This is a genomic window from Aeromicrobium sp. Root472D3 (assembly GCF_001426485.1).
Lineage (GTDB): Bacteria > Actinomycetota > Actinomycetes > Propionibacteriales > Nocardioidaceae > Aeromicrobium.
In genome coordinates this window covers 1,667,097-1,690,932 of sequence record NZ_LMET01000001.1, presented here as the reverse complement: position 1 = coordinate 1,690,932, position 23,836 = coordinate 1,667,097, and the positions used below count along the sequence as shown (strand labels likewise).

General features: G+C 71.0%; 26 protein-coding genes. 12 read left to right on the top strand and 14 right to left on the bottom strand.

The window, feature by feature from the left end:
• Window positions 1-4: 4 nt before the first annotated feature.
• Window positions 5-1,207, bottom strand: coding sequence for an acetyl-CoA C-acetyltransferase (locus ASD10_RS08320; RefSeq protein WP_056607255.1), 1,203 nt, complete (start codon window positions 1,205-1,207; stop codon window positions 5-7).
• Window positions 1,208-1,369: 162 nt separating this feature from the next.
• On the opposite strand from ASD10_RS08320, the gene mce reads away from it, so the two are divergent.
• The 3 genes from mce (at window position 1,370) to ASD10_RS08305 (ending at window position 4,532) form a co-directional block, all read left to right on the top strand.
• A complete protein-coding gene (gene mce / locus ASD10_RS08315; protein WP_056607254.1) occupies window positions 1,370-1,819 on the top strand; it encodes a methylmalonyl-CoA epimerase in 450 nt (149 codons plus the stop codon).
• Window positions 1,820-1,900: 81 nt separating this feature from the next.
• The gene (gene ccrA / locus ASD10_RS08310; protein WP_056607252.1) at window positions 1,901-3,238 is read left to right on the top strand and encodes a crotonyl-CoA carboxylase/reductase; all 1,338 of its coding nucleotides are present in this window, start codon (window positions 1,901-1,903) and stop codon (window positions 3,236-3,238) included.
• A gap of 127 nt (window positions 3,239-3,365) precedes the next feature.
• A complete protein-coding gene (locus ASD10_RS08305) occupies window positions 3,366-4,532 on the top strand; it encodes a DivIVA domain-containing protein (RefSeq protein ID WP_056607250.1) in 1,167 nt (388 codons plus the stop codon).
• A 22-nt stretch (window positions 4,533-4,554) separates the two neighbouring features.
• On the opposite strand, the gene ASD10_RS08300 is transcribed toward ASD10_RS08305, so the two are convergent.
• The 4 genes from ASD10_RS08300 to ASD10_RS08285 all read right to left on the bottom strand — a co-directional run bounded on the left by ASD10_RS08300 (window position 4,555) and on the right by ASD10_RS08285 (window position 7,302).
• Window positions 4,555-5,355, bottom strand: coding sequence for an alpha/beta hydrolase (locus ASD10_RS08300; RefSeq protein WP_056607248.1), 801 nt, complete (start codon window positions 5,353-5,355; stop codon window positions 4,555-4,557).
• Between the two features lie 6 nt (window positions 5,356-5,361).
• Complete coding sequence (locus tag ASD10_RS08295) at window positions 5,362-5,628, bottom strand: hypothetical protein (protein ID WP_192166191.1); 267 nt, start codon at window positions 5,626-5,628, stop codon at window positions 5,362-5,364.
• A 37-nt stretch (window positions 5,629-5,665) separates the two neighbouring features.
• A complete protein-coding gene (locus ASD10_RS08290) occupies window positions 5,666-6,013 on the bottom strand; it encodes a hypothetical protein (RefSeq protein WP_056607243.1) in 348 nt (115 codons plus the stop codon).
• A gap of 95 nt (window positions 6,014-6,108) precedes the next feature.
• The gene (locus ASD10_RS08285; protein WP_056607240.1) at window positions 6,109-7,302 is read right to left on the bottom strand and encodes a 3-hydroxyacyl-CoA dehydrogenase family protein; all 1,194 of its coding nucleotides are present in this window, start codon (window positions 7,300-7,302) and stop codon (window positions 6,109-6,111) included.
• An 87-nt stretch (window positions 7,303-7,389) separates the two neighbouring features.
• Between ASD10_RS08285 and ASD10_RS08280 the strand changes: the two genes are divergently transcribed.
• Both ASD10_RS08280 and nucS read left to right on the top strand, forming a co-directional pair.
• Window positions 7,390-7,776 (top strand): hypothetical protein, encoded by a 387-nt coding sequence (locus tag ASD10_RS08280; RefSeq protein WP_157432502.1) that lies wholly within the window; start codon window positions 7,390-7,392, stop codon window positions 7,774-7,776.
• A complete protein-coding gene (nucS, locus tag ASD10_RS08275; protein ID WP_056607237.1) occupies window positions 7,773-8,450 on the top strand; it encodes an endonuclease NucS in 678 nt (225 codons plus the stop codon). Before ASD10_RS08280 ends, nucS begins: the two co-directional genes overlap by 4 nt.
• A 4-nt stretch (window positions 8,451-8,454) precedes the next feature.
• On the opposite strand, the gene ASD10_RS08270 is transcribed toward nucS, so the two are convergent.
• Together ASD10_RS08270 and ASD10_RS08265 are read right to left on the bottom strand one after the other, a co-directional pair.
• Window positions 8,455-8,895, bottom strand: a complete 441-nt coding sequence (locus ASD10_RS08270) for an SSI family serine proteinase inhibitor (protein WP_200938181.1) — start codon at window positions 8,893-8,895, stop codon at window positions 8,455-8,457.
• A complete protein-coding gene (locus tag ASD10_RS08265; protein ID WP_235501789.1) occupies window positions 8,888-9,421 on the bottom strand; it encodes a ferritin in 534 nt (177 codons plus the stop codon). The genes ASD10_RS08270 and ASD10_RS08265 overlap by 8 nt, the downstream gene beginning before the upstream one ends.
• A 63-nt stretch (window positions 9,422-9,484) precedes the next feature.
• Here ASD10_RS08265 and ASD10_RS08260 point away from each other — a divergent pair, with 63 nt between their 5' ends.
• The 6 genes from ASD10_RS08260 to ASD10_RS08235 all read left to right on the top strand — a co-directional run bounded on the left by ASD10_RS08260 (window position 9,485) and on the right by ASD10_RS08235 (window position 15,717).
• A complete protein-coding gene (locus ASD10_RS08260; protein ID WP_056610030.1) occupies window positions 9,485-9,670 on the top strand; it encodes a hypothetical protein in 186 nt (61 codons plus the stop codon).
• 90 nt (window positions 9,671-9,760) lie between these two features.
• On the top strand, window positions 9,761-10,927 hold the full coding sequence (locus tag ASD10_RS08255; protein WP_056607233.1) for a sensor histidine kinase: 1,167 nt from the start codon (window positions 9,761-9,763) through the stop codon (window positions 10,925-10,927).
• A complete protein-coding gene (locus ASD10_RS08250; protein WP_056607231.1) occupies window positions 10,924-11,580 on the top strand; it encodes a response regulator transcription factor in 657 nt (218 codons plus the stop codon). Before ASD10_RS08255 ends, ASD10_RS08250 begins: the two co-directional genes overlap by 4 nt.
• A gap of 112 nt (window positions 11,581-11,692) precedes the next feature.
• Window positions 11,693-12,457, top strand: coding sequence for an ABC transporter ATP-binding protein (locus ASD10_RS08245; RefSeq protein ID WP_082556097.1), 765 nt, complete (start codon window positions 11,693-11,695; stop codon window positions 12,455-12,457).
• Between the two features lie 3 nt (window positions 12,458-12,460).
• The gene (locus ASD10_RS08240; protein WP_056607229.1) at window positions 12,461-14,902 is read left to right on the top strand and encodes an ABC transporter permease; all 2,442 of its coding nucleotides are present in this window, start codon (window positions 12,461-12,463) and stop codon (window positions 14,900-14,902) included.
• 38 nt (window positions 14,903-14,940) lie between these two features.
• Complete coding sequence (locus ASD10_RS08235) at window positions 14,941-15,717, top strand: isocitrate lyase/phosphoenolpyruvate mutase family protein (protein WP_056607227.1); 777 nt, start codon at window positions 14,941-14,943, stop codon at window positions 15,715-15,717.
• 55 nt (window positions 15,718-15,772) lie between these two features.
• On the opposite strand, the gene ASD10_RS08230 is transcribed toward ASD10_RS08235, so the two are convergent.
• A complete protein-coding gene (locus tag ASD10_RS08230) occupies window positions 15,773-17,746 on the bottom strand; it encodes a protein meaA (RefSeq protein WP_056607225.1) in 1,974 nt (657 codons plus the stop codon).
• 81 nt (window positions 17,747-17,827) lie between these two features.
• On the opposite strand from ASD10_RS08230, the gene ASD10_RS08225 reads away from it, so the two are divergent.
• A complete protein-coding gene (locus ASD10_RS08225) occupies window positions 17,828-18,400 on the top strand; it encodes a cob(I)yrinic acid a,c-diamide adenosyltransferase (RefSeq protein WP_056607223.1) in 573 nt (190 codons plus the stop codon).
• Window positions 18,401-18,659: 259 nt separating this feature from the next.
• On the opposite strand, the gene ASD10_RS08220 is transcribed toward ASD10_RS08225, so the two are convergent.
• The 6 genes from ASD10_RS08220 to atpA all read right to left on the bottom strand — a co-directional run bounded on the left by ASD10_RS08220 (window position 18,660) and on the right by atpA (window position 23,828).
• Entirely contained in the window at window positions 18,660-18,863 is a 204-nt protein-coding gene (locus tag ASD10_RS08220; protein WP_157432501.1) for a hypothetical protein, read from the bottom strand.
• Window positions 18,864-18,975: 112 nt separating this feature from the next.
• The gene (locus ASD10_RS08215) at window positions 18,976-19,422 is read right to left on the bottom strand and encodes a DUF2550 domain-containing protein (protein WP_162248830.1); all 447 of its coding nucleotides are present in this window, start codon (window positions 19,420-19,422) and stop codon (window positions 18,976-18,978) included.
• 38 nt (window positions 19,423-19,460) lie between these two features.
• The gene (locus tag ASD10_RS08210) at window positions 19,461-19,853 is read right to left on the bottom strand and encodes a F0F1 ATP synthase subunit epsilon (RefSeq protein ID WP_056607219.1); all 393 of its coding nucleotides are present in this window, start codon (window positions 19,851-19,853) and stop codon (window positions 19,461-19,463) included.
• Window positions 19,853-21,310, bottom strand: coding sequence for a F0F1 ATP synthase subunit beta (gene atpD / locus ASD10_RS08205; RefSeq protein WP_056607217.1), 1,458 nt, complete (start codon window positions 21,308-21,310; stop codon window positions 19,853-19,855). Before atpD ends, ASD10_RS08210 begins: the two co-directional genes overlap by 1 nt.
• Window positions 21,311-21,325: 15 nt before the next feature.
• The coding region (locus ASD10_RS08200) for a F0F1 ATP synthase subunit gamma (RefSeq protein ID WP_235501788.1) at window positions 21,326-22,185 on the bottom strand (860 nt) is incomplete at its 3' end.
• A gap of 2 nt (window positions 22,186-22,187) precedes the next feature.
• Window positions 22,188-23,828 carry a F0F1 ATP synthase subunit alpha gene (gene atpA, locus ASD10_RS08195; RefSeq protein WP_056607213.1) on the bottom strand — a complete coding sequence of 547 codons (1,641 nt, stop codon included), beginning with the start codon at window positions 23,826-23,828 and terminating at the stop codon, window positions 22,188-22,190.
• Window positions 23,829-23,836 lie beyond the last annotated feature (8 nt).

The window sequence follows — 23,836 nt, the reverse complement described above, 5'->3', positions numbered from 1 at the left end:
TCGACTACTTGGCGGGGACGCGCAGGATCAGCGCGTCGCCCTGGCCGCCACCACCGCACAGGGCGGCCGCGCCGACGCCGCCGCCGCGACGGCCGAGCTCGAGCGCGAGGTGCAGCGCGATGCGGGCACCGCTGGCACCGATGGGGTGGCCGAGCGCGATCGCACCGCCGTTGACGTTCACGATGTCGCCGGAGATGCCGAGCTCGGCGGTGCTGGCCAGGCCGACGGCCGCGAACGCCTCGTTGATCTCGACGAGGTCGAGGTCGGTGGGCGCGATGCCCTCCTTGCGGCACGCCTGCGCGATCGCGTTGGCGGGCTGGTCCTGCAGGCTCGAGTCGGGGCCCGCCACGACGCCCGCGGCGCCGATCTCGGCGATCCACGACAGGCCGAGCTCCTCGGCCTTGGCCCGGCTCATGACGACGACCGCGGCGGCGCCGTCGGAGATCTGGCTGGCCGATCCCGCCGTGATGGTGCCGTTCTTGTCGAAGGCCGGACGCAGCCTGCCGAGCGACTCGGTGGTCGTGTCGGCGCGGACGCCCTCGTCGGCCGCGACGACGACCGGGTCGCCCTTGCGGGTCGGGATCTCGACCGGGACGATCTCCTCGTCGAACACACCGTTCTTCTGCGCCGTCGCAGCCTTCTGGTGCGACGCCGCGCTGAACGCGTCCTGCTCCTCGCGGGTGAACTTCTGCTGGTCGGCGTTGATCTGCTCGGTGAGCCCGCCCATGGCCTGATCGGTCAGGGCGTCCCACAGACCGTCGGCGGCCATGTGGTCGACGAGCTTGGTGTCGCCGTACTTGGTGCCCTCGCGCGATCCCAGCAGCATGTGCGGGGCCTGCGTCATCGACTCCTGGCCACCCGCGACGATGATCTCGTGCTCGCCGGCGCGGATCAGCTGGTCGGCCAGCGCGATCGCGTTGATGCCCGACAGGCACACCTTGTTGATCGTCAGCGACGGGACGTCGAGCGGGATGCCGCCCTTGTGCGCGGCCTGGCGGGCGGGGACCTGCCCCGCACCGGCCTGCAGCACCTGGCCCATGATCACGTAGTCGACCTGGTCGCCGGAGACGCCGGCCTTCTCGAGGGCGCCCTTGATGGCCAGGCCACCCAGGTCGGAGCCCGACAGGCTCTTCAGGCCGCCCAGCAGGCGACCGATCGGGGTGCGGGCGCCGGCGACGATGACGGACGGGTTCGCGGACTGGTTCATGGGAGGGGCTCCTTGGGGGCAGTCTCGGAAAGACGGTGTCCCGCACTTTACCCATCGGTAACGTGCCGGCGACCGCGGTGTGCGCTGGATCACCCGCGTCCCGTCCCGGGCGTGCCCGCGCTCGGGCTGAATCCCGCGCGAGGCTGCTCTACGCTGCACTGCATGACTGAGCCCCTCGTGCCCGCGCACCTGCTGTTGACCATCGACCACGTCGGCATCGCCGTGCCCGACCTCGACGACGCGCTCGAGTTCTACGCGTCGACGTTCGGCCTGCACTCGGTGCACGAGGAGGTCAACGAGGAGCAGGGCGTCCGCGAGGCGATGCTCGCCGTCGGCGACTCCGACACCCGCATCCAGCTGCTGGCCCCGCTCAGCGACGAGTCGACGATCGCGAAGTTCATCGCCCGCAACGGCCAGGGCATCCAGCAGCTCGCCTACCGCGTCGCCGACATCGACGCGGTCTCGGCGACCCTGCGCGACCGCGGCGTCCGCCTGCTCTACGACGCGCCGAAGCGCGGCACGTCCGACTCGCGGGTCAACTTCGTCCACCCCAAGGACGCCGGCGGGGTCCTGGTCGAGCTCGTCGAGCCGGCGGCGGCGTCCTCGCACTGAGTGCTGGATCACAGTCACGACGGGTGACGCCCGAGGTTACGACTCGGTAACCTTCCCGGAATATCTACCTGGAGGTACACCGTGCAGCAGATCCTCGATGCCATCCTCGCCGGCGACACCGCCCCTGAGGACTTCGCGGCCATCCCCCTTCCCGAGACGTACAAGGGCATCACCGTCCACAAGGACGAGGTCGACATGTTCGCGGGGCTCGCGAGTCGCGACAAGGACCCCCGCAAGAGCCTGCACCTCGACGACGTGCCGGTGCCCGAGCTCGCACCCGGCGAGGCGCTCGTGGCGGTCATGGCCAGCGCGATCAACTACAACACCGTGTGGACGTCGATCTTCGAGCCGGTGTCGACCTTCAGCTTCCTCGAGCGCTACGGCCGCCTGTCGGAGTACACCAAGCGCCACGACCTGCCGTACCACGTCGTCGGCTCCGACCTGGCCGGCGTCGTGCTGCGCACCGGCCCCGGCGTCAACGCCTGGAAGCCCGGCGCCGAGGTCGTCGCCCACTGCCTGTCGGTCGAGCTCGAGAGCCCCGACGGCCACGACGACACGATGATGGACCCGCAGCAGCGCATCTGGGGCTTCGAGACCAACTTCGGCGGCCTGGCCCAGCTCGCGATCGTCAAGTCCAACCAGCTGCTGCCCAAGCCCGACCACCTGACGTGGGAGGAGGCCGCCAGCCCGGGCCTGGTCAACGCGACCGCCTACCGCCAGCTCGTCAGCAAGAACGGCGCCCACATGAAGCAGGGCGACGTCGTGCTGATCTGGGGTGCCTCCGGCGGCCTCGGCTCCTACGCGACGCAGATGGCGCTGAACGGCGGTGCGATCCCCGTGTGCGTCGTCTCCTCGCCCGAGAAGGCCGAGATCGTCCGCTCGCTGGGCGCCGAGCACGTCATCGACCGCTCCGCCGAGGGGTACAGGTTCTGGAAGGACGAGAACACCCAGGACCCCAAGGAGTGGCAGCGCTTCGGCAAGAAGATCCGCGAGCTCACGGGCGGCGAGGACCCCGACATCGTCTTCGAGCACCCGGGACGCGAGACGTTCGGCGCCTCGGTCTACGTCACCCGCAAGGGCGGCACGATCATCACCTGCGCGTCGACCTCGGGCTACATGCACCAGTACGACAACCGCTACCTCTGGATGAACCTCAAGAACATCAAGAGCTCGCACTTCGCGAACTACCGCGAGGCCTTCGAGGCCAACCGCCTGATCGACAAGGGACTGGTGCACCCGACGCTGTCGCGCGTGTACTCGCTCGAGGAGACCGGGCAGGCCGCGCTCGACGTCCACCACAACCTCCACCAGGGCAAGGTCGGCGTGCTGTGCCTGGCCCCCGAGGAGGGCCTGGGCGTCCGCGACGAGGCCAAGCGGGCCAAGTACCTGACCGAGATCAACCGCTTCCGCGGCATCTGACCCAGCACCGCACCCGCACCGTGGAGGGGCGCGCGGACGGCCGACACGAGCCGTTCGTGCGCCCTTTTTCGGCGGGTAGTCTGGGTCGCACCAGACCTCTCCTCCGCTCGCGACGAATGGGATCCGCATGTCCGACCAGCCCGGCCTGTCCATCTTCGACTCCTCCAGCTCCGACACCTCGTTCCCGCTGGCGCGCCGCGGTGGCTACGACAGCGACGCCGTCGACGCGTGGGTCCGCACCCAGAGCGCCGAGCTGCAGCGGGCGCACGAGAGCATCCGGTCGACCCAGAGCGAGAACGAGAACCTGCGCGAGACGATCGAGAAGCTGACCGAGCGCGTCGAGGCGGTCGAGACGCCCAGCTACACGGGCCTCGGCAACCACGCCGCCCAGCTGCTGGGCCTGGCCGAGCAGGAGGCCGACGACGTGCGCAACCGCGCCACCCGCGAGGCCGACGAGCTGCTCAAGAAGGCCGAGGAGGAGGCCGCGATGGTGCGCGCCACCGCCGACCACGACGCCGAGGAGATGCGCGGTCGCGCGGTCGCCGAGCTCGAGGAGAAGCGCAAGCAGCTGCTCGAGGACGCCGAGGCGATGCACGCCGACGCGATCGCCCACACCGAGGACCTGCGCGCCCAGGCCGAGCGCGAGGCCGCCCAGCTGCGGCTCGCCGCCGAGCAGGACGCGCAGAACATGCGCCTCGGCGCGACGCGCGAGGTCGAGCAGGCGCGCGCCGCCGCCGACCGCGAGGTCACCGAGGCGCGCCGCGTGCTCGCCGTCGAGAAGGAGCGCCTGGCCCGCGAGGCGTCCGAGAACCACGCCTCGGCGATGGAGCAGACCGGCAAGCTCGTCCAGGACTCCGAGACCCGCGCCGCGGCGGCCGACGAGCGGGCCCGCACCGTCATGGCCCAGGCCGCGGCGACGCGCGAGGCGGCTGCCGCCGAGGCCGCCCGCCTGCTCGAGAACGCCAAGGTCCAGGCCGACCAGCAGCTGTCGAGCGCCAACGCCGAGGCACAGAAGATCCGTCTGGGTGCCACGACCGACGTCGAGCGTCAGACGCGCTCGCTGCGCACCGAGGTCGAGGAGCTGCAGCGCAAGCGCGACGGCATCATGGCCCAGATGGGCCAGCTGCGCGACATCGTCGCGACGTTCGCCCCCGACGCCGCCAGCACCGCGCCGAGCCGTGACGCCGCCGACGACGAGACGGACGACGACGACGAGACGGACACCAGCGCCGACGTCACCGACGCCGACACGGACGACGACGGCACCGACGAGCCCGAGACCGCCTCGCGCTGACGTCCCGCGGGCGGCGGACCGGCTACGGCTGGTCCGCCGGCTGCACCGGCACGTCCGCGAAGGCCGCGACGGTGCGGTCGGCGTACGCCGACGAGTCGGCCCGCTCGACCGGCCCGTCCCACGTGCTCGGCAGGGGCACCGCGACGTCGGGTGCGATCCGGTGGACGATCTCGTCGAGCGCCCGCTCGGAGTCACCGACCCACAGGTGCTTGGCGCCGTCGACGCCGACGACCTCGGCCTGCGGGATCGCGGCGAACCGCTCGCGGGCCTCGGCGGGCTGCAGGTAGTCGTCGTGCTCGGGGACGAGCGCCGTGACCGGCTTGCCCGACTCCGCCCAGGCGGCCAGGTGCTCGGGACGCGAGTACCGCAGCGGCGGCGACAGCAGCACGATGCCCGCGACGGACGGCTCGAGGCCGTACATCAGCGTCAGGTCGGTGCCGAACGACCAGCCGACCAGCCAGATGTCGGGCAGGTCGGCGAACTCGGCGTGCTCGACGGCCGCGGCGACGTCGAAGCGCTCCCCCACGCCGTTGTCGAACGTCCCCTCGCTGGTGCCCTGCACGCTCGACGTGCCGCGCGTGTTGAACCGCAGCACCGCGATGTCGGCCAGCGCGGGCAGGCGGTACGACGCCTTGCGGAACAGGTGGCTGTCCATCATGCCGCCGTGCGTCGGGAGCGGGTGCAGGCAGATCATCGTCGCGACGGGCGGACGGTCGAGCGGCAGCGCGAGCTCGCCGACGAGGCTCAGCCCGTCGGCGGTCTCGAGCGTCAGCGCCTCTCGGCGCGCCGGCAGGACGGTGTTGCCGCGGATGCGTTCGGTCATGGGGTCCTAGTGCTTCCTCGCCCAGCAGGCGGTGTGCCAGTGTCGTCGTTCGTCGATCGCGGCCTCGCTCAGCAGGGCCTTCTCGACGGGCCACACCACGAGGTGCGGCAGCCCCGCCCGGATCAGCTGCGAGCAGCCCGGGCAGCGGTACTCCTTGGTCGATGAGCCGCGCAGCGTGCGGACGACCCACTCGCCGTCGGCCTTGTGCTCACGGGCCTCCGAGCTGGTCCGCAGCACGGGTGCCGGCGGTCGGGCGACACGGCGGCGAGGCATGGCGCCAGTCTAGGACGACCCGGTCGGCGCCCGGACGTCACCGGCAGTAGCGACGGATCCACCCGGCCCCGGCCGTCGCCCGCGACAGCGCCTCGTCGAACGTCACGACCACGACGTCCTCGGAGTCGAGCGGCTGGTACAGCACGACGTCGGTGAGCACCGGCTCCTCGCCGCACGAGCGGCCCAGCCCCTCCTGCCGGTCGATCGCGCGCGCGAGCGGCAGGCCCATGACGTCGGCCTGCGTCACGACGCGGGTGACCTCACGGCCGTACGCCTCCTCGAAGGCGCGGAGGGCGACGAGCCCGACCAGCAGCGCGAGCACCGCGCCGAGCGTCACGGCCCGTACCAGTCGGGCACCCTGCAGGGCGCGGCTGCTGATCGTCATGGGACTCCTGTGCGAGTACGTCCCCCGCACACAGCAACGAGGCCGGTACCCCTGGGGTTACCGGCCTCGTCGAGTCGATCCTCGCAGCTGCTGGATCAGTACGTGTGGAAGCCTTCACCGGTCTTGCGACCGAGCCGGCCCTCGGCGACCAGGCGCTCCAGCGTCGGCGCGGGCTGCCAGCCGGCGTGCCCGAAGGTCTCGACCAGCGACTGCTGGATCGCCAGCGACACGTCGTTCCCGACGACGTCGAGGAGCTGGAACGGGCCCATCGGCAGCCCCGTGGCCTTGAGCGCCTCGTCGATCTCGTCGAGGCTCACGTCGCCCGACTCGTGCAGGCGGACGGCGTCGTTGAGGTACGGGAACAGCAGCGCGTTGACGATGAAGCCCGCCCGGTCGCCGCACGAGACGGGGTGCTTGCCGGTCGCCAGGCACAGGGCGCGCACGGTCTCGTCGACCTCGACCGACGTGTCGTCGGCGGTGACGACCTCGACGAGCCGCATGATCGCGGCGGGGTTGAAGAAGTGCATGCCGATGACGTCCTGCGGGCGCGACGTCGCCGCGGCGCACGCGTTGATCGACAGCGACGACGTCGTGGTGGCCAGGATCGCGCCGGGCTTGGCGATGCGGTCGAGGTCGGAGAACAGCGCGAGCTTGACGGCGAGGTCCTCCGCGATCGCCTCGACGATGATGTCGGCGTCGGCGAGCGCCTCGCGCTCGGTGGCACCGGTCAGGCGTCCCAGCACGTCGGCGCGGCCCTGCTCGTCGAGCTTGCCGCGGGCGACGGCCCTGTCGAGGCTCTTGGTGATCGCGGCGACGACGCCGGCGACCTTGTCGTCGCCGCGACCGACGAACGTCACGTCGTAGCCGGCCTTGGCGAACACCTCGACGATGCCGGACGCCATCGTGCCGGTGCCCACGACGCCGACGCGGCGGATCTCGTGGCGCAGCTGCGGCGCGGCGACGCCGTCGGCGCCGGCGGCCGAGGCGAACGTCGTGCCCTCGGCGGCCTGCGTCGTCAGCACCGCGGCGGGCTGGTGCAGCTCGTCGCCGGTCTCGGCGTACAGCTTCTCGAGCCCCGACGCGACCGTGCCGGCGCCGATGGCGTCGACCAGGGCCAGCGGACCGATCGGGTAGCCGCAGCCGAAGCGCATCGAGGCGTCGATGTCGGCGCTGGTGGCGTAGCCGCTCTCGTACATCGTGGCCGCGTGGTTCAGGTACGGCAGCAGCAGCGTCCGCGCGACATCGGCGGCCGGGTCACTGGCGGTCAGACGATCGACGACTTCCTGCATGGCTACTCCTCAGTAATAAAGCGGTCGTGACACACTAGCGTGGCCCTGCCTGCCGCCCTAGGGGGAACGATGAAACTTCGTATGACGATGGCCACAGCCCTGACCGCCGCCGCGCTGACCGTGCTGACCGCGTGCGGCTCCGACTCCTCGGACGACGCAGCCGCCGATCCGACCGCCTCCCCGACGCCCACCGCGACGATCAGCGAGGCCCCGTCGGTCGACCCGCAGGACCCCGCCGCTGTGGCGCTGCGCGGTGACTGGGAGATCCCGTCCGAGCAGTACGTCCTGCACCTCGTCGAGGACGGGACGTTCATCGAGGACTTCCAGGGCGTCATCGACTTCCGCACCGGCAAGTACGAGGTCGACGGCGACACCGTCTCGCTGGTCGGCGACGACGGCAACACCGACAAGGGCACGGTCGTCGACGACGACACGCTGAGGTTCAATCTCGGAACGGCCACCCGGCTCAAGTGAGACTGGTCATCGCCCGCTGCCAGGTCGACTACGCCGGACGCCTGGCGGCGCACCTCCCCCTGGCCACCCGCCTCATCATGGTCAAGAACGACGGCTCGGTGCTGATCCACTCCGACGGCGGGTCGTACAAGCCGCTCAACTGGATGAGCCCGCCGTGCACGCTGCGCGAGGGCGTCACCGACGAGGGCGTCGTCGAGTGGACCGTCACGGCCGGCAAGACCGACGACACCCTGCGCATCCTCATCGAGGAGGTGCTCGAGGACACGGCGCACGACCTCGGCATCGACCCCGGCCTGCGCAAGGACGGCGTCGAGAAGCACCTCCAGGAGCTGCTCGCCGAGCACACGACGGCCCTCGGACCGGGCATGAGCCTGGTGCGCCGCGAGTTCATGACCGCGATCGGCCCGGTCGACCTGCTGTGCCGCGACGCGTCCAACGCCGCCGTGGCCGTCGAGATCAAGCGGCGCGGCGACATCGACGGCGTCGAGCAGCTGACCCGCTACCTCGAGCTGATGAACCGCGATCCCGCCCTGCGACCCGTGCGCGGCATCTTCGCGGCCCAGGAGATCAGGCCCCAGGCTCGGACGCTGGCGACCGACCGCGGCATCGAGTGCGTCGTCGTCGACTACGACGAGCTGCGCGGCATCGACGACCCGTCACTGCGCCTGTTCTAGGGCGTCACTGCAGCGGCAGGTCGAACACCGTGGTGCCGAGCTTCTCCCAGCGGTCGATCTCGCAGCCGTCCTGACGGCTGAAGCTCGCGTCGACGTCGGCGCCCTCGTAGGTGCCCGTGACCGTCGCGGTCTGCGGGCCGCCGAAGACCATGGTGCACGACCGGTCGGACGGGACGGGCTCGAACACCGATGCTCCGGCCGCCGCGATCGCGTCGCAGGCCTGCTCGGGCTGCGGGTGGTCTCCCCCGGCCGGGTCGCACGTCAGGCGGTACGTCTTCGGCGTGGCGCCCTCGCCGCTCACGACCTCGATCGTCAGCGACGTGCCGGACGCGGCCGCGTCGCCGTCGGGCGCTCGCCCGTCCCCGTCGCCATCGGTGCCGGAGCCGCAGGCCGCCAGGGACACGAGGGCCGCGACCGCGACGAGTGCGGCGCCTGCCCTACGCACCGGCGATCCTCGGCGCGGTCGGGTCGCTCTCGCCGCCCGTCTCCTCACGGGCGACCCAGTCCTCGATGCGCTCGTAGTCGTGCTTCGAGCGGGTGACGACCGCCAGCAGGTCGCTCATCGAGGAGACCTCCTCGACCTGCTCCTTGATGAACCACTGCATGAACTGGTCGGACGCGAAGTCGCTGTGCTCACGGGCGATGCGGGTCAGCTCGTAGATCTGCTCGGTGACGCGCTGCTCCTGCGCGAGGGCCGTCGCGACGGGCTCGACGACGTCGGCGAACGCGACGCGGGGCGCCGGGAGGGCCGGGATGACCGGCACCTGGTCGGCGTCGAGGAGGTACTGCACCATCATCATGGCGTGGTCGCGCTCCTCCTCGGCCTGCCGGTAGAACAGCGCGGCCATCTGCGGCATCGTCAGCGCGTCGTAGTACGTCGCGATCGCGACGTACTGCTGGTGCGCGCTGAACTCGTGACCGATCTGCTCGTTGAGCCGTTCGACGAATGCTGGTGCTGCCATGTGTCCCATGTCTCCAGTCTCTCGCATAAGGCGAGCCTCACCTCACGCTGGTATCGTGGTGTCGTGCCCAAGATGCCGAAGAAGAAGTGCTGCAGCGACAAGCCCGCCTGCAAGCGCTGCCCCCTTCGCATGATGAAGGAGGGCACGCTGCCCGACGGCTACACCGTCAAGAAGCGCCGGCTCGTCAAGGTCGACGGGAAGGTCGACGGCAAGGGCAAGAAGTCCTCCTCGAAATCGCGCTCGAAGGTCGCTGCCTGATCTCGTGCCCAGCGTAGGGCACCCGCTCGGCCCGTGAGGTCATCCCACGGGTGGACGCGGTGCCGCCGGGTCGTCACTAGGCTGGGCCCCATGCACGGACGGTCACGGCTCCACCGGGCGCTGGACTCCGTGGGATTCGACGTCCTGCTGGTCGGCGTGCTGCTGGTCGTCCCGCTCGTGATCGGGGCTGCCTCGTCACAGGCCGATCTGCTGGTCAGCGCCGTCCTGGTCGCGCCCCTCGTGCTGCGCCGACGTGCTCCCGTCGTCTCGTTCACGGCGATCGGCCTGATGCTGCTCGCCCAGGTGCTGCTGACCGACACGACGCTCTACGGCGACGTGGCCCTGCTCTTCGGGCTCTACGCCATCGCCGCGTACGGGCCGCGGTGGGCGGTGTGGGCAGGACTCGCGACGGGCCTGCTCGGTGCGGTCGTCGCGACGGAGGACTGGCTCGGGGAGTTCAGCGACGCCCGGTCGTACGTCTTCTCGCTGACGTCGCTGGCGACGATCGCCTTCGCCTCCTGGCTGCTGGGCTACCTGGCGCGCACGCGCCGCGCGTACGTCGCGACCCTGGAGGAGCGTGCCGCGCAGCTCGAGCGCGACGCCGCCCAGCAGGCGCAGATCGCGACGGCCGCCGAGCGTGCCCGCATCGCCCGCGAGATGCACGACGTCGTCGCCCACAGCCTCTCGGTCATGGTCGTGCAGGCCGACGGAGCGCTCTACGCGTCCCGCCGTCGTCCCGAGCAGGCCGTCGAGACGCTGCGCACCATCTCGGCGACGGGGCGGTCGTCGCTGACCGAGATGCGCAAGCTGCTGGGCCTGCTGCGCGACGAGACCGCCGACACGGCCCTGGCCCCCGTGCCCGGGGCCGGCGACCTCGCCGACCTCGTCACCCAGCTGCGCGTCAGCGGACTGCCCGTCGAGCTCGACGTCGCGGGCGACCTGACGCGCCTCGACGTCGCCACGGGCCTGACGACGTACCGCATCGTGCAGGAGGCGCTCACCAACACGCTCAAGCACGCCGGCCCGGACGTGTCGGCGTCGGTCGAGGTGCACGTCACGACCGACACGGTCCGCATCCGCGTCGACGACGACGGACGTGGCTCGTCGGCCGCCGACGACGGCCAGGGGCACGGCATCGTCGGCATCCGCGAGCGCATCGCGGTCCACGAGGGAGAGGTCGAGGCCGGTCCCCGGCCCGGCGGCGGGTTCCGCGTGACGGCCGTCGTGCCCCTGCAGCCGCCGAGGGAGCGCCCGTGAAGGTCTTCCTGGTCGACGACCAGCAGCTCGTCCGGGCCGGCTTCCGCATGCTGATCGAGTCGCAGGACGACATGGAGGTCGTCGGCGAGGCCGGCGACGGTGCCGAGGCCGTCGAGCGGCTCGCCGCGACGGCCGCCGACATCGTGCTGATGGACGTCCGCATGCCCCGCATGGACGGCGTCGAGGCCACCCGCGCCCTGGCCGCGCGGGGCGAGCGTCCGCGCGTCGTCGTGCTGACGACGTTCGACCTCGACGAGTACGTCCACGACGCCCTGCGGGCGGGTGCGTCGGCGTTCCTGCTCAAGGACGCCCCGCCCGAGGTCCTGCTCGCGGCGGTGCGCGACGTGCACGCCGGGGACGCCGTCGTGGCGCCGAGCGCGACCCGCCGGATGCTCGAGCGGTTCCTCAGCCACCCGACCGCCGCCGATCCCGACCACGACGTGCGGCTGGCGCCACTGACGGCGCGCGAGCGCGAGGTGCTCGGGATGATCGCCCGCGGGCGGTCCAACCGCGAGATCTCGGCCGAGCTGTTCCTCGCCGAGGCGACCGTCAAGACGCACGTCGGTCGCATCCTGGCCAAGACCGGGTCGCGCGATCGCGTCCAGCTCGTCGTGCTGGGCTACGAGACCGGACTGGTCGCCCCCGGCACCTGAGTCATACCCAGGTCGTACGCCGAGGGACGAGCGGGGTCCCTCGGGCTGACGACCGGCCGCTCGATCCTTCCTAGCGTGGTGGACGCACCCATCGTCCAGCACAGGAGCACCCATGAGCGCGTCCCCCGTCCTCACCCACCCGCAGACATCGCCCGGCGTCGCCGCCCGCACGACGGGGCTGACCAAGGTCTACGGCAGCGGCGAGGCGCAGGTCCACGCCCTCGCCGGCGTCGACCTGACGATCGAGAGCGGGCGCTTCACCGCGATCATGGGCCCGTCCGGCTCCGGCAAGTCGACGTTGATGCACTGCCTGGCCGGGCTCGACCAGGCGACCTCGGGCGAGGTCGTCGTGGGCGACCAGCAGCTCGCCGCGATGTCCGACAACGAGCTCACGCGCTTCCGCCGGCACCACGTCGGCTTCGTCTTCCAGGCCTTCAACCTGCTGCCGATGCTGACGGCGAAGCAGAACATCCTGCTGCCGCTCGACCTCGCCGGCGTCGACCCCGACTGGGCGTGGTTCGACGAGCTGATCGGCGTCCTGGCGCTGACCGACCGCCTGGGCCACCGGCCCACGCAGCTGTCCGGCGGGCAGCAGCAGCGCGTCGCGGTGGCCCGTGCGCTCATGAGCCGGCCGCAGATCGTCTTCGCCGACGAGCCGACCGGCAACCTCGACAGCCGCACCAGCTCGGAGGTGCTCGACTTCCTGCGACGGTCGGTGCGCGAGCTCGGGCAGACCGTCGTGATGGTGACGCACGAGCCGTCGGCCGCGGCGTACGCCGATCGCGTCGTCCTCGTGGCCGACGGCCGCGTCGCGGGCCAGCTCGACGCCCCGACGCAGGACGACGTCCTCGACGCGCTGCGCACGATGGGGGCCTGAGCCGTGCGCACCGTGATCCTCGCGTCGATGCGCACGTACGCGCGTCGCTACGTCGCGGCCCTGCTGGCCGTCGTGATCGCCACGGGCTTCATCGTGGCCGTCACCGCGCTCAGCGCCGCCGCTCGCGACGGCTCCGCCCGGGCGGTCGGGCAGCAGTACGGCCGCGCCGACCTCGCGATCCCCGGCACCGGCGACCTCGAGGGCTTCGCCGACGTCGTGCGGCGGGTGGCCGCCGTCGACGGCGTCGACGCGGTCGCCGTCGACTGGACCGCGTACGTCGGCGCGACCCTGCCCGACGGACCGCGCGACCTGTCGCTCGGCAGCATCTCCACCTCGGCGACGCTGCGCTGGCAGGAGGCGACGACCGGACGGCTGCCTGCCCCGGACGCCGGCGACGAGATCGCGCTGTCGACGTCCGACGCGCGACGTCACGGCGTGTCGCCCGGTGACACCGTCACGCTCGACCTGCCCGCCGGCGACCGTCGGATGACCGTGACCGGCACGGTCGACGACCAGGACGGCCCGCTGTCGGCCGCCGTCTACCTCCCCGAGAAGGCGTTCGCGTCGCTGGGCGACGTCGCGGGACCGGTCGACGCCGTCGTGGCGACGCGAGGCGACGCGTCGGCGGCGCGCACCAGCGTCCAGGCGGCGGCCGGCGACGCCGTGGTCGTCGACGGTGCCGCGTACCGGGAGACCCTGCGGCTCGACGCCACCCGGGGCATCGACGTGTTCCAGAAGCTCATCTACGTGTTCGCCGGCATCTCGCTGTTCGTCGGCGCGCTCGTCATCGCCAACACGTTCACGATCCTGCTGGCCCAGCGCGCCCGCGACCTCGCCCTGCTGCGATGCATCGGCGCCGTCCGGTCGCAGGTGGCCCGCTCGGTCGTGGTCGAGGGCGTGCTGCTCGGCGTGGTCGGCTCGATCGCCGGCGTGCTGCTGGGACTCGGCGTCGCCGTCGCCGGAGCGGCGCTGATCGGGCACCTCTCCCCCACGACGCCGATGGGATCGCCGTCGCTGACCCTCGCGTCCGTCGCGGTGCCCGTGCTCCTGGGCGTCGCCGTCACCGCCGCGGGCGCGTACCTGCCTGCGCAGCGCGCCGGTGCGCAGTCGCCGCTCGCGGCGCTGCAGCACCACGACGTCGTCGAGCTGCGCACCCGCTCGGGGGCCCTCCGCCTCGTCGTCGCCGCGGCACTGCTCGCGACGGGCGGGGCCGGGCTCGCAGCAGGTCTGGCGGGATCGCTGCTCGTCGGGATGCTCGGCGGGATGCTGTCGTTCATCGGCGTGCTGCTGCTGACCCCCGTCATCGTCCCGGCCGCGATCCGGGCCGCCGGCCCGCTCGCACGTCGTCTCGGCCTGGCCGGGCGCCTCGCGCACGTGAACTCGCTGCGCAACCCCCGGCGCACCGCGGCGACGTCGACGGCCCTGCTGATCGGCGTCACGCTCATCACGGCCGTCGTGGTCGGATCGGCCTCGATCTCGCACAAGGTCAGCACCTCCCTCGACGTCAACAACCCGATCGACCTGACGGCGACGTCGTCCGGGACGATCCCCGGTCGGGTCGCCGACGACATCGCGGGCGTCGACGGCGTCGCCGGGGTCGCCGAGCTGCCCGGCGTCGCCGCGCGGGTCGGCGGTCAGGACGTCGAGGTGCTGGGCGTCGACGACGCGGCGCTGGACCTCGTCCACGGCACCCCGACGTTCTCCCCGCTCTCCCCCGGCACGATCGTCCTGCCGTCCGGCATGACGTCGGCCGAGCTGTCACCCTCGGGCGAGACCGTCGCGGTCACGATCGCCGGCGAGACACGCGACATGACCGTCGCCTACGGCACCGGCTTCGGCGAGTCGCCCCTGGTGAGCCGACGGACGCTCGACGCGATCGGCGCGACGTCCGACGGCACCCGCGCGGTGTGGGTGCGGGCCGCCGCCTCGGCCGATCCGGGGGACGTCACGGCGGACGTCACGGCCGTCGCCCGCACCGCCGACCTCGACGTCTCCGGCGGGCTGCCGGACCGGGCCGACGTCGTGAAGGTGCTCGACGTCATGCTCAGCGTCACGATCGGCCTGCTCGCGATCGCGGTGCTGATCGCGCTGATCGGCGTCGGCAACACGCTCAGCCTCTCGGTGCTCGAACGGGTCCGTGAGAACTCGCTGCTGCGGGCGCTCGGGCTCGAGTGGTCGGGGCTGCGCGCGATGCTCGCGATCGAGGCGCTCCTGATGGCCGGCGTCGCCGCGGTGCTGGGCGTCGCCCTCGGGACGGCGTACGCGTGGTTCGGTGTCCGGACGGCCTCGGTCGGCGTCTTCAGGACGGCGCCCGGGCTCACGGTGCCGTGGGGGCAGATCGGTCTGATCCTGCTCGTCGCCGCGCTCGCGGGTCTGGTCGCCTGCGTCCTGCCGGCTCGCCGCGCGGCCCGGATCGCACCCGCGGCGGGTCTGGTGGCCGACTGAGGCTGCGGGTCCGGGACGGGGCTCCTACCGTGGATGGCATGACCGACATCCAAGCCCAGTCCCGGACCCTCCTCGACCTGCACGCGGCCCCCGAGCTGCTCAAGGTCGTCAACGTGTGGGACGCCATCAGCGCCCGCGTCGTCTCCGACGTCGAGGGCATCCACGCCCTCGCGACCGCCAGTCACTCGATCGCCGCGTCGTACGGCTACGAGGACGGCGAGAACATCCCCGTCGAGCTCATGATCGAGGCGGTCGGCACGATCGTGTCGGCCACCGAGCTGCCCGTCACGGCCGATCTCGAGGCCGGCTACAGCAACCCGGGCGACACCGCCCGCCGGGCGATCCAGGTCGGCGTCGTCGGCGCGAACCTGGAGGACCAGATGAAGCCGCTCGCCGACTCGGTCGCCGCGGTCGAGGCCGTGCTCGCGGCCGGTCACGCCGAGGGCATCGACTTCGTCCTGAACGCCCGCACCGACGCGTTCGTCAAGGCCGGCGACCGCCCGCACGCCGACGTCCTCGCCGACGCGATCGAGCGCGGCTCGGCCTACCTCGCGGCGGGCGCGCCCGTCGTGTTCGTTCCCGGCCGGCTCACCGAGGACGACGTCAACGCCTTCGTCGACGCGTGGGGCCCGCAGAAGCTGACCGTCATCGGCGTGCCGGGATCGCTGCCGCTGGCGCGCCTCGAGGAGCTCGGCGTCGCACGGGTGTCGTACGGGCCCACGAGCCAGTCGGTCGCCCTCATGGCCCTGCAGGACCTGACGGCCGACATCGTCGCCGGCGGCGGCCTGCCGGAGGACTTCCGCGGTCTCAACTGACCCATCGGCTCGCGAGCCACCCCTCACCCGTGGGTGGGAGGGTGGCGCGCGAGCGTCAGGTCAGGTCGTTGGCGCGGCGGATCTCGTCGACGATGCGGTCCATGATCGTGGTCATGCCGAAGTCCTTGGGCGTGAAGACGGCGGCGACGCCGGCGGCCTCCATGCGACGGGCGTCCGACTCCGGGATGATGCCGCCGACGATCAGCGGGACGTCGCCGATGCCGGCGTCCTGCATGGCCTTCTGCACGTCGGGGACGAGCTCCATGTGCGAGCCCGACAGGATCGACAGGCCGACGGCGTGGACGTCCTCGGCCACCGCCGCCGCGACGATCTGCGCCGGCGTCAGGCGGATGCCCTGGTACACGACCTCGAAGCCGGCGTCGCGGGCCCGCACCGCGATCTGCTCGGCCCCGTTGGAGTGCCCGTCGAGGCCCGGCTTGCCGACCAGGAACCGCAGGCGGGTGCCCAGCTCGTCGCCCGTCGCCCGCACGCGCTCACGGACGGCCGTCAGCTCGGCCCCGGCCTCGGCGACGCTCGCGACCCCGCTGACGCCCGTGGGCGCGCGGTACTCGCCGAACACCTCGCGCAGCGCGCCGGCCCACTCCCCGACCGTCGCCCCGGCCCGCACGGCCTCGAGCGTGGCCTGCATCAGGTTGGCCTCGGTCTTGGCCTCGCGCTGCAGCCGCTGCAGGGCCTCGTCGACGGCGCCCTGGTCGCGCTGCTCGCGCCAGGCCCGCACGTCGGCGATCGCGTTGCGCTCGGCCTCGGGGTCGGCCGTCATGATCGCGCCGTCGAGGTCGGCGGTCAGCGGCGACGGCTCGGTCTCGACGTACGAGTTGACGCCCACGACCTTCATCTCTCCGCTCTCGATGCGGGCGCGGCGCTCGCTGTGCGAGCCCACCAGGGCCTGCTTCATGTAGCCGGACTCGACGGCCGCGACGGCCCCGCCCATCGCCTGGACGCGGTCGATCTCGGCCTTGGCGCCCTCGATCAGCTCGGCGACCTTGGCCTCGATGACGACCGATCCCTCGAAGATGTCGTCGTACTCGAGCAGGTCGGACTCGAAGGCCAGCACCTGCTGGAGCCGCAGCGACCACTGCTGGTCCCACGGCCGCGGCAGACCCAGCGCCTCGTTCCAGGCGGGCAGCTGGACGGCGCGCGCCCGGGCGTCCTTGCTCAGCGTGACGCCGAGCATCTCGAGCACGATGCGCTGCACGTTGTTCTCGGGCTGCGCCTCGGTCAGGCCCAGCGAGTTGACCTGCACGCCGTAGCGCAGACGCCGCATCTTGGGGTCCTGGACGCCGTAGCGCTCGCGGGTGATCTCGTCCCACAGACGCCCGAAGGCGCGCATCTTGCACATCTCCTCGACGAAGCGCACGCCGGCGTTGACGAAGAACGAGATGCGGCCGACGACCTTCTCGAACTCCTTGGGCGGCACCTGGCCGGAGTCGCGCACCGAGTCGAGCACCGCGATCGCGGTCGTCAGGGCGTAGGCGAGCTCCTGCGTGGGCGTCGCGCCGGCCTCCTGCAGGTGGTAGCTGCAGATGTTGAGCGGATTCCACCGCGGGATCGTGCTGACGGTGTACGCGATCATGTCGGTCGTCAGCCGCAGCGACGGCGCGGGCCCGAACACGTACGTGCCGCGCGACAGGTACTCCTTGATGATGTCGTTCTGGGTCGTCCCCGACAGCGACGACGGGTCGACACCCTGCTCCTCGGCGGCGACCTGGTACATCGCCAGCAGCCACATCGCGGTGGCGTTGATCGTCATCGAGGTGTTCATGGTGTCGAGCGGGATGTCCTGGAACAGCCGGCGCATCGCGCCGAGGTGCGGGATCGGCACACCGACCTTGCCGACCTCTCCCCTGCTCAGCTCGTGATCGGGGTCGTAGCCCGTCTGCGTGGGCAGGTCGAAGGCGACCGAGAGACCGGTCTGGCCCTTCGCGAGATTGCGACGGTAGAGAGCGTTCGATTCTGCGGCCGAGCTGTGTCCGGCGTAGGTCCGCATCACCCAGGGCTTGTCAGGCATAGCCAGCAGGTTACCTGTCCGTAACCTGCTGAGGACAGAGTGCGGCGTGGATCACATCCACCCGCCGCCTAGGATCGGCGCATGGTCAACCTCACGCGGATCTACACCCGAACCGGCGACGACGGCACGACGAACCTGGGCGACATGAGCACGACCAGCAAGCTCGACCTGCGTCTGGCCGCCTACGCCGACGTCGACGAGGCCAATGCACAGATCGGCCTGGCCCTGTCGTTCGGGACGCTCGACGACGACGTCGCGGCCGTGCTGACGCACGTGCAGAACGATCTGTTCGACGTCGGTGCCGACCTGTCGTGCCCGGTGGTCGAGAACCCCGAGTACCCGCCCCTGCGCGTCGAGCCCGCGTACGTCGACCGTCTCGAGGCGTGGTGCGACCACTACAACGAGCAGGTGCCCAAGCTGCGGTCGTTCATCCTGCGCGGCGGCACGCCCGCTGCGGCGTCCGTGCACGTCGCGTGCACCGTGGTGCGACGCGCGGAGCGGTCGGCCTGGGCCGCGCTCGAGGAGCACGGCGAGACGATGAACATCCTGACCGCGAAGTACCTCAACCGGCTCAGCGACCTGCTGTTCATCCTCGGTCGGTACGCCAACCGCGAGACCGGCGACACCCTCTGGGTGCCGGGCGGCGAGCGCTGAGGGCGCACCGCGCCCGAACGCGCTCGCCGGGCTGGCGCAGCGTGAGCGGCCGCGCGGCAAGCCGCCCAGCAGCGAAGCCAGGTGCGCGATCAGGCTCGCTCGAGCCCGCGCACCCACTGAGCTTCGCCTCGGGCTTCGCCCTCACGTTCGGCCGTGGGCGGCCTCACTGGCGAACGGGTGAGGCGAGCTCACTGGCGACCGGGTGAGGCGGCCTCACCGGCGAACGGGTGAGGCGAGCCCAGGGACGAAGGGGTGGCGCTCAGTCCCAGTCGATGCGCTGGGTCGTGTAGCCACCGGAGACGGGTGCCGGGGCGTCCCAGTCGATGACCTTCGGGGCCTTGGGCTTCTTGACCTTGGCCTTGGCCACGGCGGTGGTGTCGCTCGACGTCGCGGCCGATGCGACGGGAGCGATCCCGACCACCGCCACGGCCGACACGAACACACCGACAACGAGTCGCTTCATCACGTCAGACACCTTCGGTTCCAGGGGGACGGGCCGATCGGCCCGGAGAACGTCTGTCGATTCTCGCCGCTGGGTCGCGGGGCGTCAACCACTTCGGCCGGATCGCCGGCGCCTACAGGACGTTGTTGACCCGCTGGCCCGGGGGCGACGACTCGAGCCACGACAGCAGCCCCGTCAGCGCGTCCGGGCTCATCGCGAACTGGCGCACGTCCGAGGCGAAGGCGGTGCCCACGATCAGGTGACCCGGGTGGATCGCGTGCACCTCGTCGCCCCGCGGCTCGCGGCGCCCGTCGATCTGCACGTCACCGCGCACGAACCGGTACCGCGGCCGCCACGACAGCGAGAACGTCCGGAACCAGCGCAGCTCGGTGTCGCCGTAGACTGCCAGACCGTGCATCCAGCCGCGGGCCTGCGCGTCGGCACCGCGCGTCACGCTCATGTCGAACGCGCCGCCCGACCGCGCCAGCAGGCGCCCGCGCACGAGCAGCCCGACCAGCAGCAGCACCAGCAGGACCACGACGAACAGCAGGGAGTCGAGCAACCACCACCACAGCGGCACGCCCATCTCCCTCCCGCCGTCTCAGGCCCCGTGAAGTGCTATGTCTTGTCGACGAGGCGCAGCTTGGCCTCGGCGCGGCGCTCGGCCTCGGTGTCACCCTCGGCGCGAGCCGTCTCGATGTCGGCCTTGACCGCCGCGGCGTCGATCTCGGAGGCCAGGAACGCGTCCTCGCTCAGGATCGACACGTGGTTGTCCGAGACCGACAGGAAGCCGTCACCGACCGCGACGCGGACGATCTCGGACCCCTCGAGCGGCCTGATCTCGACCACGCCGGGCACGAGCAGCGAGAGCAGCGGGGCGTGGCCCGACAGGACCCCGAGGTCTCCGGCGACGGTGCGCGCGAGGACCTCCCGGGCCTGTCCGGACCACACGACGCGGTCGGCCGCGACGAGCTCGATCTGCAGAGCCTTGCTCTGATCCGACGACGCCATCAGATGCTCTTCTGGATTTCTTCCCACTTCTTGTCGACGTCTTCGAGACCGCCGCACATGAAGAAGGCCTGCTCAGCCACGTGGTCGTAGTCGCCGTCGCAGATCTTGGTGAAGCCGTCGATGGTCTCGTCGATCGAGACCGTCGAGCCCTCGATGCCCGTGAACTGCTTGGCCACGTAGGTGTTCTGCGACAGGAAGCGCTGGATGCGACGAGCACGCGACACGAGCGTCTTGTCCTCTTCGCTGAGCTCGTCGACACCGAGGATCGCGATGATGTCCTGGAGCTCCTTGTTGCGCTGCAGGATGCTCTTGACCCGGTTGGCCGTGTTGTAGTGGTCGGCGCTGATGTAGCGGGGGTCGAGGATGCGCGACGTCGACGTCAGCGGGTCGACCGCGGGGTAGATGCCCATCGAGGCGATCTCGCGGTTGAGCTCGGTCGTGGCGTCCAGGTGCGCGAACGTCGTGGCCGGGGCCGGGTCGGTGTAGTCGTCGGCGGGGACGTAGATCGCCTGGAGCGACGTGATCGAGTGACCACGCGTCGAGGTGATGCGCTCCTGCAGGACGCCCATCTCGTCGGCCAGCGTGGGCTGGTAGCCCACGGCCGACGGCATGCGGCCGAGCAGCGTCGAGACCTCCGAGCCGGCCTGCGTGAACCGGAAGATGTTGTCGATGAACAGCAGCACGTCCTGGTTCTGGACGTCGCGGAAGTACTCGGCCATCGTCAGGGCCGACAGGGCGACGCGCAGACGCGCTCCCGGCGGCTCGTCCATCTGGCCGAACACGAGCGCCACCTTGTCGAGGACGCCCGACTCCTCCATCTCGACGATGAGGTCGTTGCCCTCGCGGGTGCGCTCGCCGACGCCGGCGAACACCGACACGCCGTCGTGGTCCTTGGCGACGCGGGCGATCATCTCCTGGATCAGCACGGTCTTGCCGACGCCGGCTCCACCGAACAGGCCGATCTTTCCGCCCAGCACGTACGGCGTCAGCAGGTCGATGACCTTGATGCCGGTCTGGAACATCTCGGTCTTGGGCTCGAGCTGGTCGAACGAGGGCGCCTTGCCGTGGATGCCACGACGCTCCTTGACCTCCCACACCTCGCCCTCGGCGAGGTTCATGACGTCACCGGTGGTGTTGAACACCTTGCCGAGGGTCTGGTCGCCGACCGGCACCGTGATGGGCTCGCCGGTGTTGGTGACCGTCGCGCCGCGGACGATGCCGTCGGTCGGACGCAGGCTGATCGCGCGGATCAGGCCGTCGCCGATGTGGAGGGCGACCTCGAGGGTCAACGTCTCGGTGACGCCGTCGATCGTGGTGTCGACCTTGAGAGCGTTGTACATGTCGGGGATCGCGTCGCTCGGGAACTCGACGTCGATCACGGGGCCGGTGACACGAGCGACCCGGCCCGTGGCCAGCGTCGCGTCGTCCGTGGTCAGGTCTGCGGTCTGTGCAGTCATCTCTCTCACTCACTNCCCGCCTGGCGGGCCTGGTTGGCTGTCCGGGTGTACTTCTCGATGAGGTCCTGCGCGTTGTCCGTCGCCGACTTCATCGCCTTCTGACGTGCCGCGAGCTCGGAGGCCGAGGCCTGGAGCAGGCAGTAGTAGATGCGGCTGTGGACGTACTTGGGCAGCAGCGCGTCGAGGACGTCGTGGGCCGACGGCTCGAACTCGTACAGCGGCAGGACCTCGTCGGCGCTGGGCGCCTCCGTGCCCTCGACGACCTCGAGCGGGAGCAGACGGATGACGTCGGGCTCCTGCGTCAGCATCGACTTGAACCGCGTGAACACGACGTGCAGCTCGTCGGACGCCAGAGCGGGATCGAGAGCCTCCTCGTCGGTCTCGCTGAGGGCGAACGTGCGGACCAGCGTGTTGCCGATCTCGCGGGCGTCAGAGTACTGCGGCTGGTCGGAGAAGCCCGTCCACGACTCGACGAACTCGCGTCCGCGGAACCGGTAGTACGCCTCGGCCTTGCGACCGCTGAGGTACAGGTCGACGTCCTTGCCCTCGCCCTGCAGCTTCTCGACGAGGCGCTCGGCCTCCTTGAGCACCGCCGAGGAGTAGGCGCCGGCCAGACCACGATCGCTCGTGATGACCAGCACCGCCGCCTTGGTGGGGTTCTCCTTCTCGGTCGTCAACGGGTGGTCGACGTTGGAGAAGGTGGCGACGGCCGACACGGCGCGCGTGAGCTCACGGGCGTACGGCGCTGCCGCCGCCGCTCGCTGCTGCGCCTTGATGATGCGCGACGCAGCGATGAGCTCCATGGCGCGCGTGATCTTCTTGGTCGCCTGGGTCGACCTGATCTTCGCGCGTAGCTCGCGGACCGATGCGGCCATCGTCAGCCCCGCTTCTGCTTGACGATCTGCTCCTGCTCGACGTCTTCGTCGGACAGGGCGTCGAACTCCTCGTGACCGGCCTTGATCGAGCCGCCCCCGGAGGTCTCGAACTGATCGGTGAACGAGTCGTACGCCTGCTCGAGGGCCGAGCGGTTGTCGTCCTCGAACTTGCCGGTCTCGCGGATGGCGTCGAGGATCCCGGCGTGCGAGCGCTTGAGGTAGTCGAGGAACTCGGTCTCGAAGCGCGACACGTCCTCGACCGGGACGGCGTCGAGCTTGCCGGCCGAGGCCGCCCAGATCGACACGACCTGGTGCTCGACCGGGAACGGCGCGTACTGGCCCTGCTTGAACAGCTCCATGATGCGCTGACCACGGGCGAGCTGCTGCTTGGACGCGGCGTCGAGGTCGGACGCGAACATCGCGAACGCCTCCATCGCGCGGTACTGCGCGAGCTCGACCTTGAGCGAGCCGGTGACCTTCTTCATCGACTTCTGCATCGCGGCGCCACCGACGCGCGAGACCGAGATGCCGACGTCGACCGCGGGACGCTGGTTGGCGTTGAACAGGTCGGACTGCAGGAAGATCTGTCCGTCGGTGATCGAGATGACGTTGGTCGGGATGTACGCCGAGACGTCGTTGGCCTTGGTCTCGATGATCGGCAGACCCGTCATCGAGCCGGCACCCAGCTCGTCGCTGAGCTTGGCGCAGCGCTCGAGCAGCCGCGAGTGCAGGTAGAAGACGTCACCCGGGTAGGCCTCGCGGCCCGGCGGACGACGCAGCAGCAGCGACACGGCGCGGTACGCCTCGGCCTGCTTCGACAGGTCGTCGAACACGATGAGCACGTGCTTGCCGGCGTACATCCACTCCTGGCCGATGGCCGAGCCGGTGTACGGGGCGAGGTACTTGAAGCCCGCGGAGTCGGAGGCGGGAGCGGCCACGATCGTCGTGTACTCCAGAGCGCCGGCCTCCTCGAGCGCGCCGCGCACCGAGGCGATCGTCGAGCCCTTCTGGCCGATCGCGACGTAGATGCAGCGGACCTGCTTGTCGGGGTCGCCCGACTCCCAGAACTCCTTCTGGTTGATGATCGTGTCGATCGCGATCGCGGTCTTGCCGGTCTGGCGGTCGCCGATGATCAGCTGACGCTGGCCGCGGCCGATGGGGGTCAGCGAGTCGATCGCCTTGAGACCCGTCATCATCGGCTCGTGCACGCTCTTGCGCTGCATGACGTTGGGAGCCTGCAGCTCGAGGGCGCGACGCTTGTCGGTCACGATCTCGCCGAGGCCGTCGATCGGGGCACCCAGCGGGTCGACGACGCGACCCAGGTAGTTGTCGCCCACGGGGACCGACAGGACCTCGCCGGTGCGACGCACGGTCTGGCCCTCCTCGATCCCGGAGAACTCACCGAGGATGACGACGCCGATCTCGCGGACGTCGAGGTTGAGGGCGAGGCCCAGCGTGCCGTCCTCGAACTCGAGGAGCTCGTTGGCCATGGCCGAGGGCAGACCCTCGACGCGCGCGATGCCGTCGCCGGCGGTCGCGACGATGCCGACCTCTTCGGTGGCCGCCGCGCTGGGCTTGTAGTCGGCCACGAACTTCTGCAACGCGTCACGGATCTCGTCCGGACGGATGGTGAGTTCCGCCATGTGTGTGC

Excerpts from the sequence above, each read along its gene's own strand:
- ASD10_RS08320 (WP_056607255.1), bottom strand. The coding sequence starts at position 1,207 with ATGAACCAGTCCGCGAACCCGTCCGTCATCGTCGCCGGCGCCCGCACC.
- mce (WP_056607254.1), top strand. The coding sequence starts at position 1,370 with ATGACTGAGCCCCTCGTGCCCGCGCACCTGCTGTTGACCATCGACCAC.
- ASD10_RS08305 (WP_056607250.1), top strand. The coding sequence starts at position 3,366 with ATGTCCGACCAGCCCGGCCTGTCCATCTTCGACTCCTCCAGCTCCGAC.
- ASD10_RS08300 (WP_056607248.1), bottom strand. The coding sequence starts at position 5,355 with ATGACCGAACGCATCCGCGGCAACACCGTCCTGCCGGCGCGCCGAGAG.
- ASD10_RS08295 (WP_192166191.1), bottom strand. The coding sequence starts at position 5,628 with ATGCCTCGCCGCCGTGTCGCCCGACCGCCGGCACCCGTGCTGCGGACC.
- ASD10_RS08290 (WP_056607243.1), bottom strand. The coding sequence starts at position 6,013 with ATGACGATCAGCAGCCGCGCCCTGCAGGGTGCCCGACTGGTACGGGCC.
- ASD10_RS08285 (WP_056607240.1), bottom strand. The coding sequence starts at position 7,302 with ATGCAGGAAGTCGTCGATCGTCTGACCGCCAGTGACCCGGCCGCCGAT.
- ASD10_RS08280 (WP_157432502.1), top strand. The coding sequence starts at position 7,390 with ATGGCCACAGCCCTGACCGCCGCCGCGCTGACCGTGCTGACCGCGTGC.
- ASD10_RS08265 (WP_235501789.1), bottom strand. The coding sequence starts at position 9,421 with ATGGGACACATGGCAGCACCAGCATTCGTCGAACGGCTCAACGAGCAG.
- ASD10_RS08260 (WP_056610030.1), top strand. The coding sequence starts at position 9,485 with ATGCCGAAGAAGAAGTGCTGCAGCGACAAGCCCGCCTGCAAGCGCTGC.
- ASD10_RS08255 (WP_056607233.1), top strand. The coding sequence starts at position 9,761 with ATGCACGGACGGTCACGGCTCCACCGGGCGCTGGACTCCGTGGGATTC.
- ASD10_RS08245 (WP_082556097.1), top strand. The coding sequence starts at position 11,693 with ATGAGCGCGTCCCCCGTCCTCACCCACCCGCAGACATCGCCCGGCGTC.
- ASD10_RS08235 (WP_056607227.1), top strand. The coding sequence starts at position 14,941 with ATGACCGACATCCAAGCCCAGTCCCGGACCCTCCTCGACCTGCACGCG.
- ASD10_RS08230 (WP_056607225.1), bottom strand. The coding sequence starts at position 17,746 with ATGCCTGACAAGCCCTGGGTGATGCGGACCTACGCCGGACACAGCTCG.
- ASD10_RS08225 (WP_056607223.1), top strand. The coding sequence starts at position 17,828 with ATGGTCAACCTCACGCGGATCTACACCCGAACCGGCGACGACGGCACG.
- ASD10_RS08220 (WP_157432501.1), bottom strand. The coding sequence starts at position 18,863 with ATGAAGCGACTCGTTGTCGGTGTGTTCGTGTCGGCCGTGGCGGTGGTC.
- ASD10_RS08210 (WP_056607219.1), bottom strand. The coding sequence starts at position 19,853 with ATGGCGTCGTCGGATCAGAGCAAGGCTCTGCAGATCGAGCTCGTCGCG.
- atpD (WP_056607217.1), bottom strand. The coding sequence starts at position 21,310 with ATGACTGCACAGACCGCAGACCTGACCACGGACGACGCGACGCTGGCC.
- atpA (WP_056607213.1), bottom strand. The coding sequence starts at position 23,828 with ATGGCGGAACTCACCATCCGTCCGGACGAGATCCGTGACGCGTTGCAG.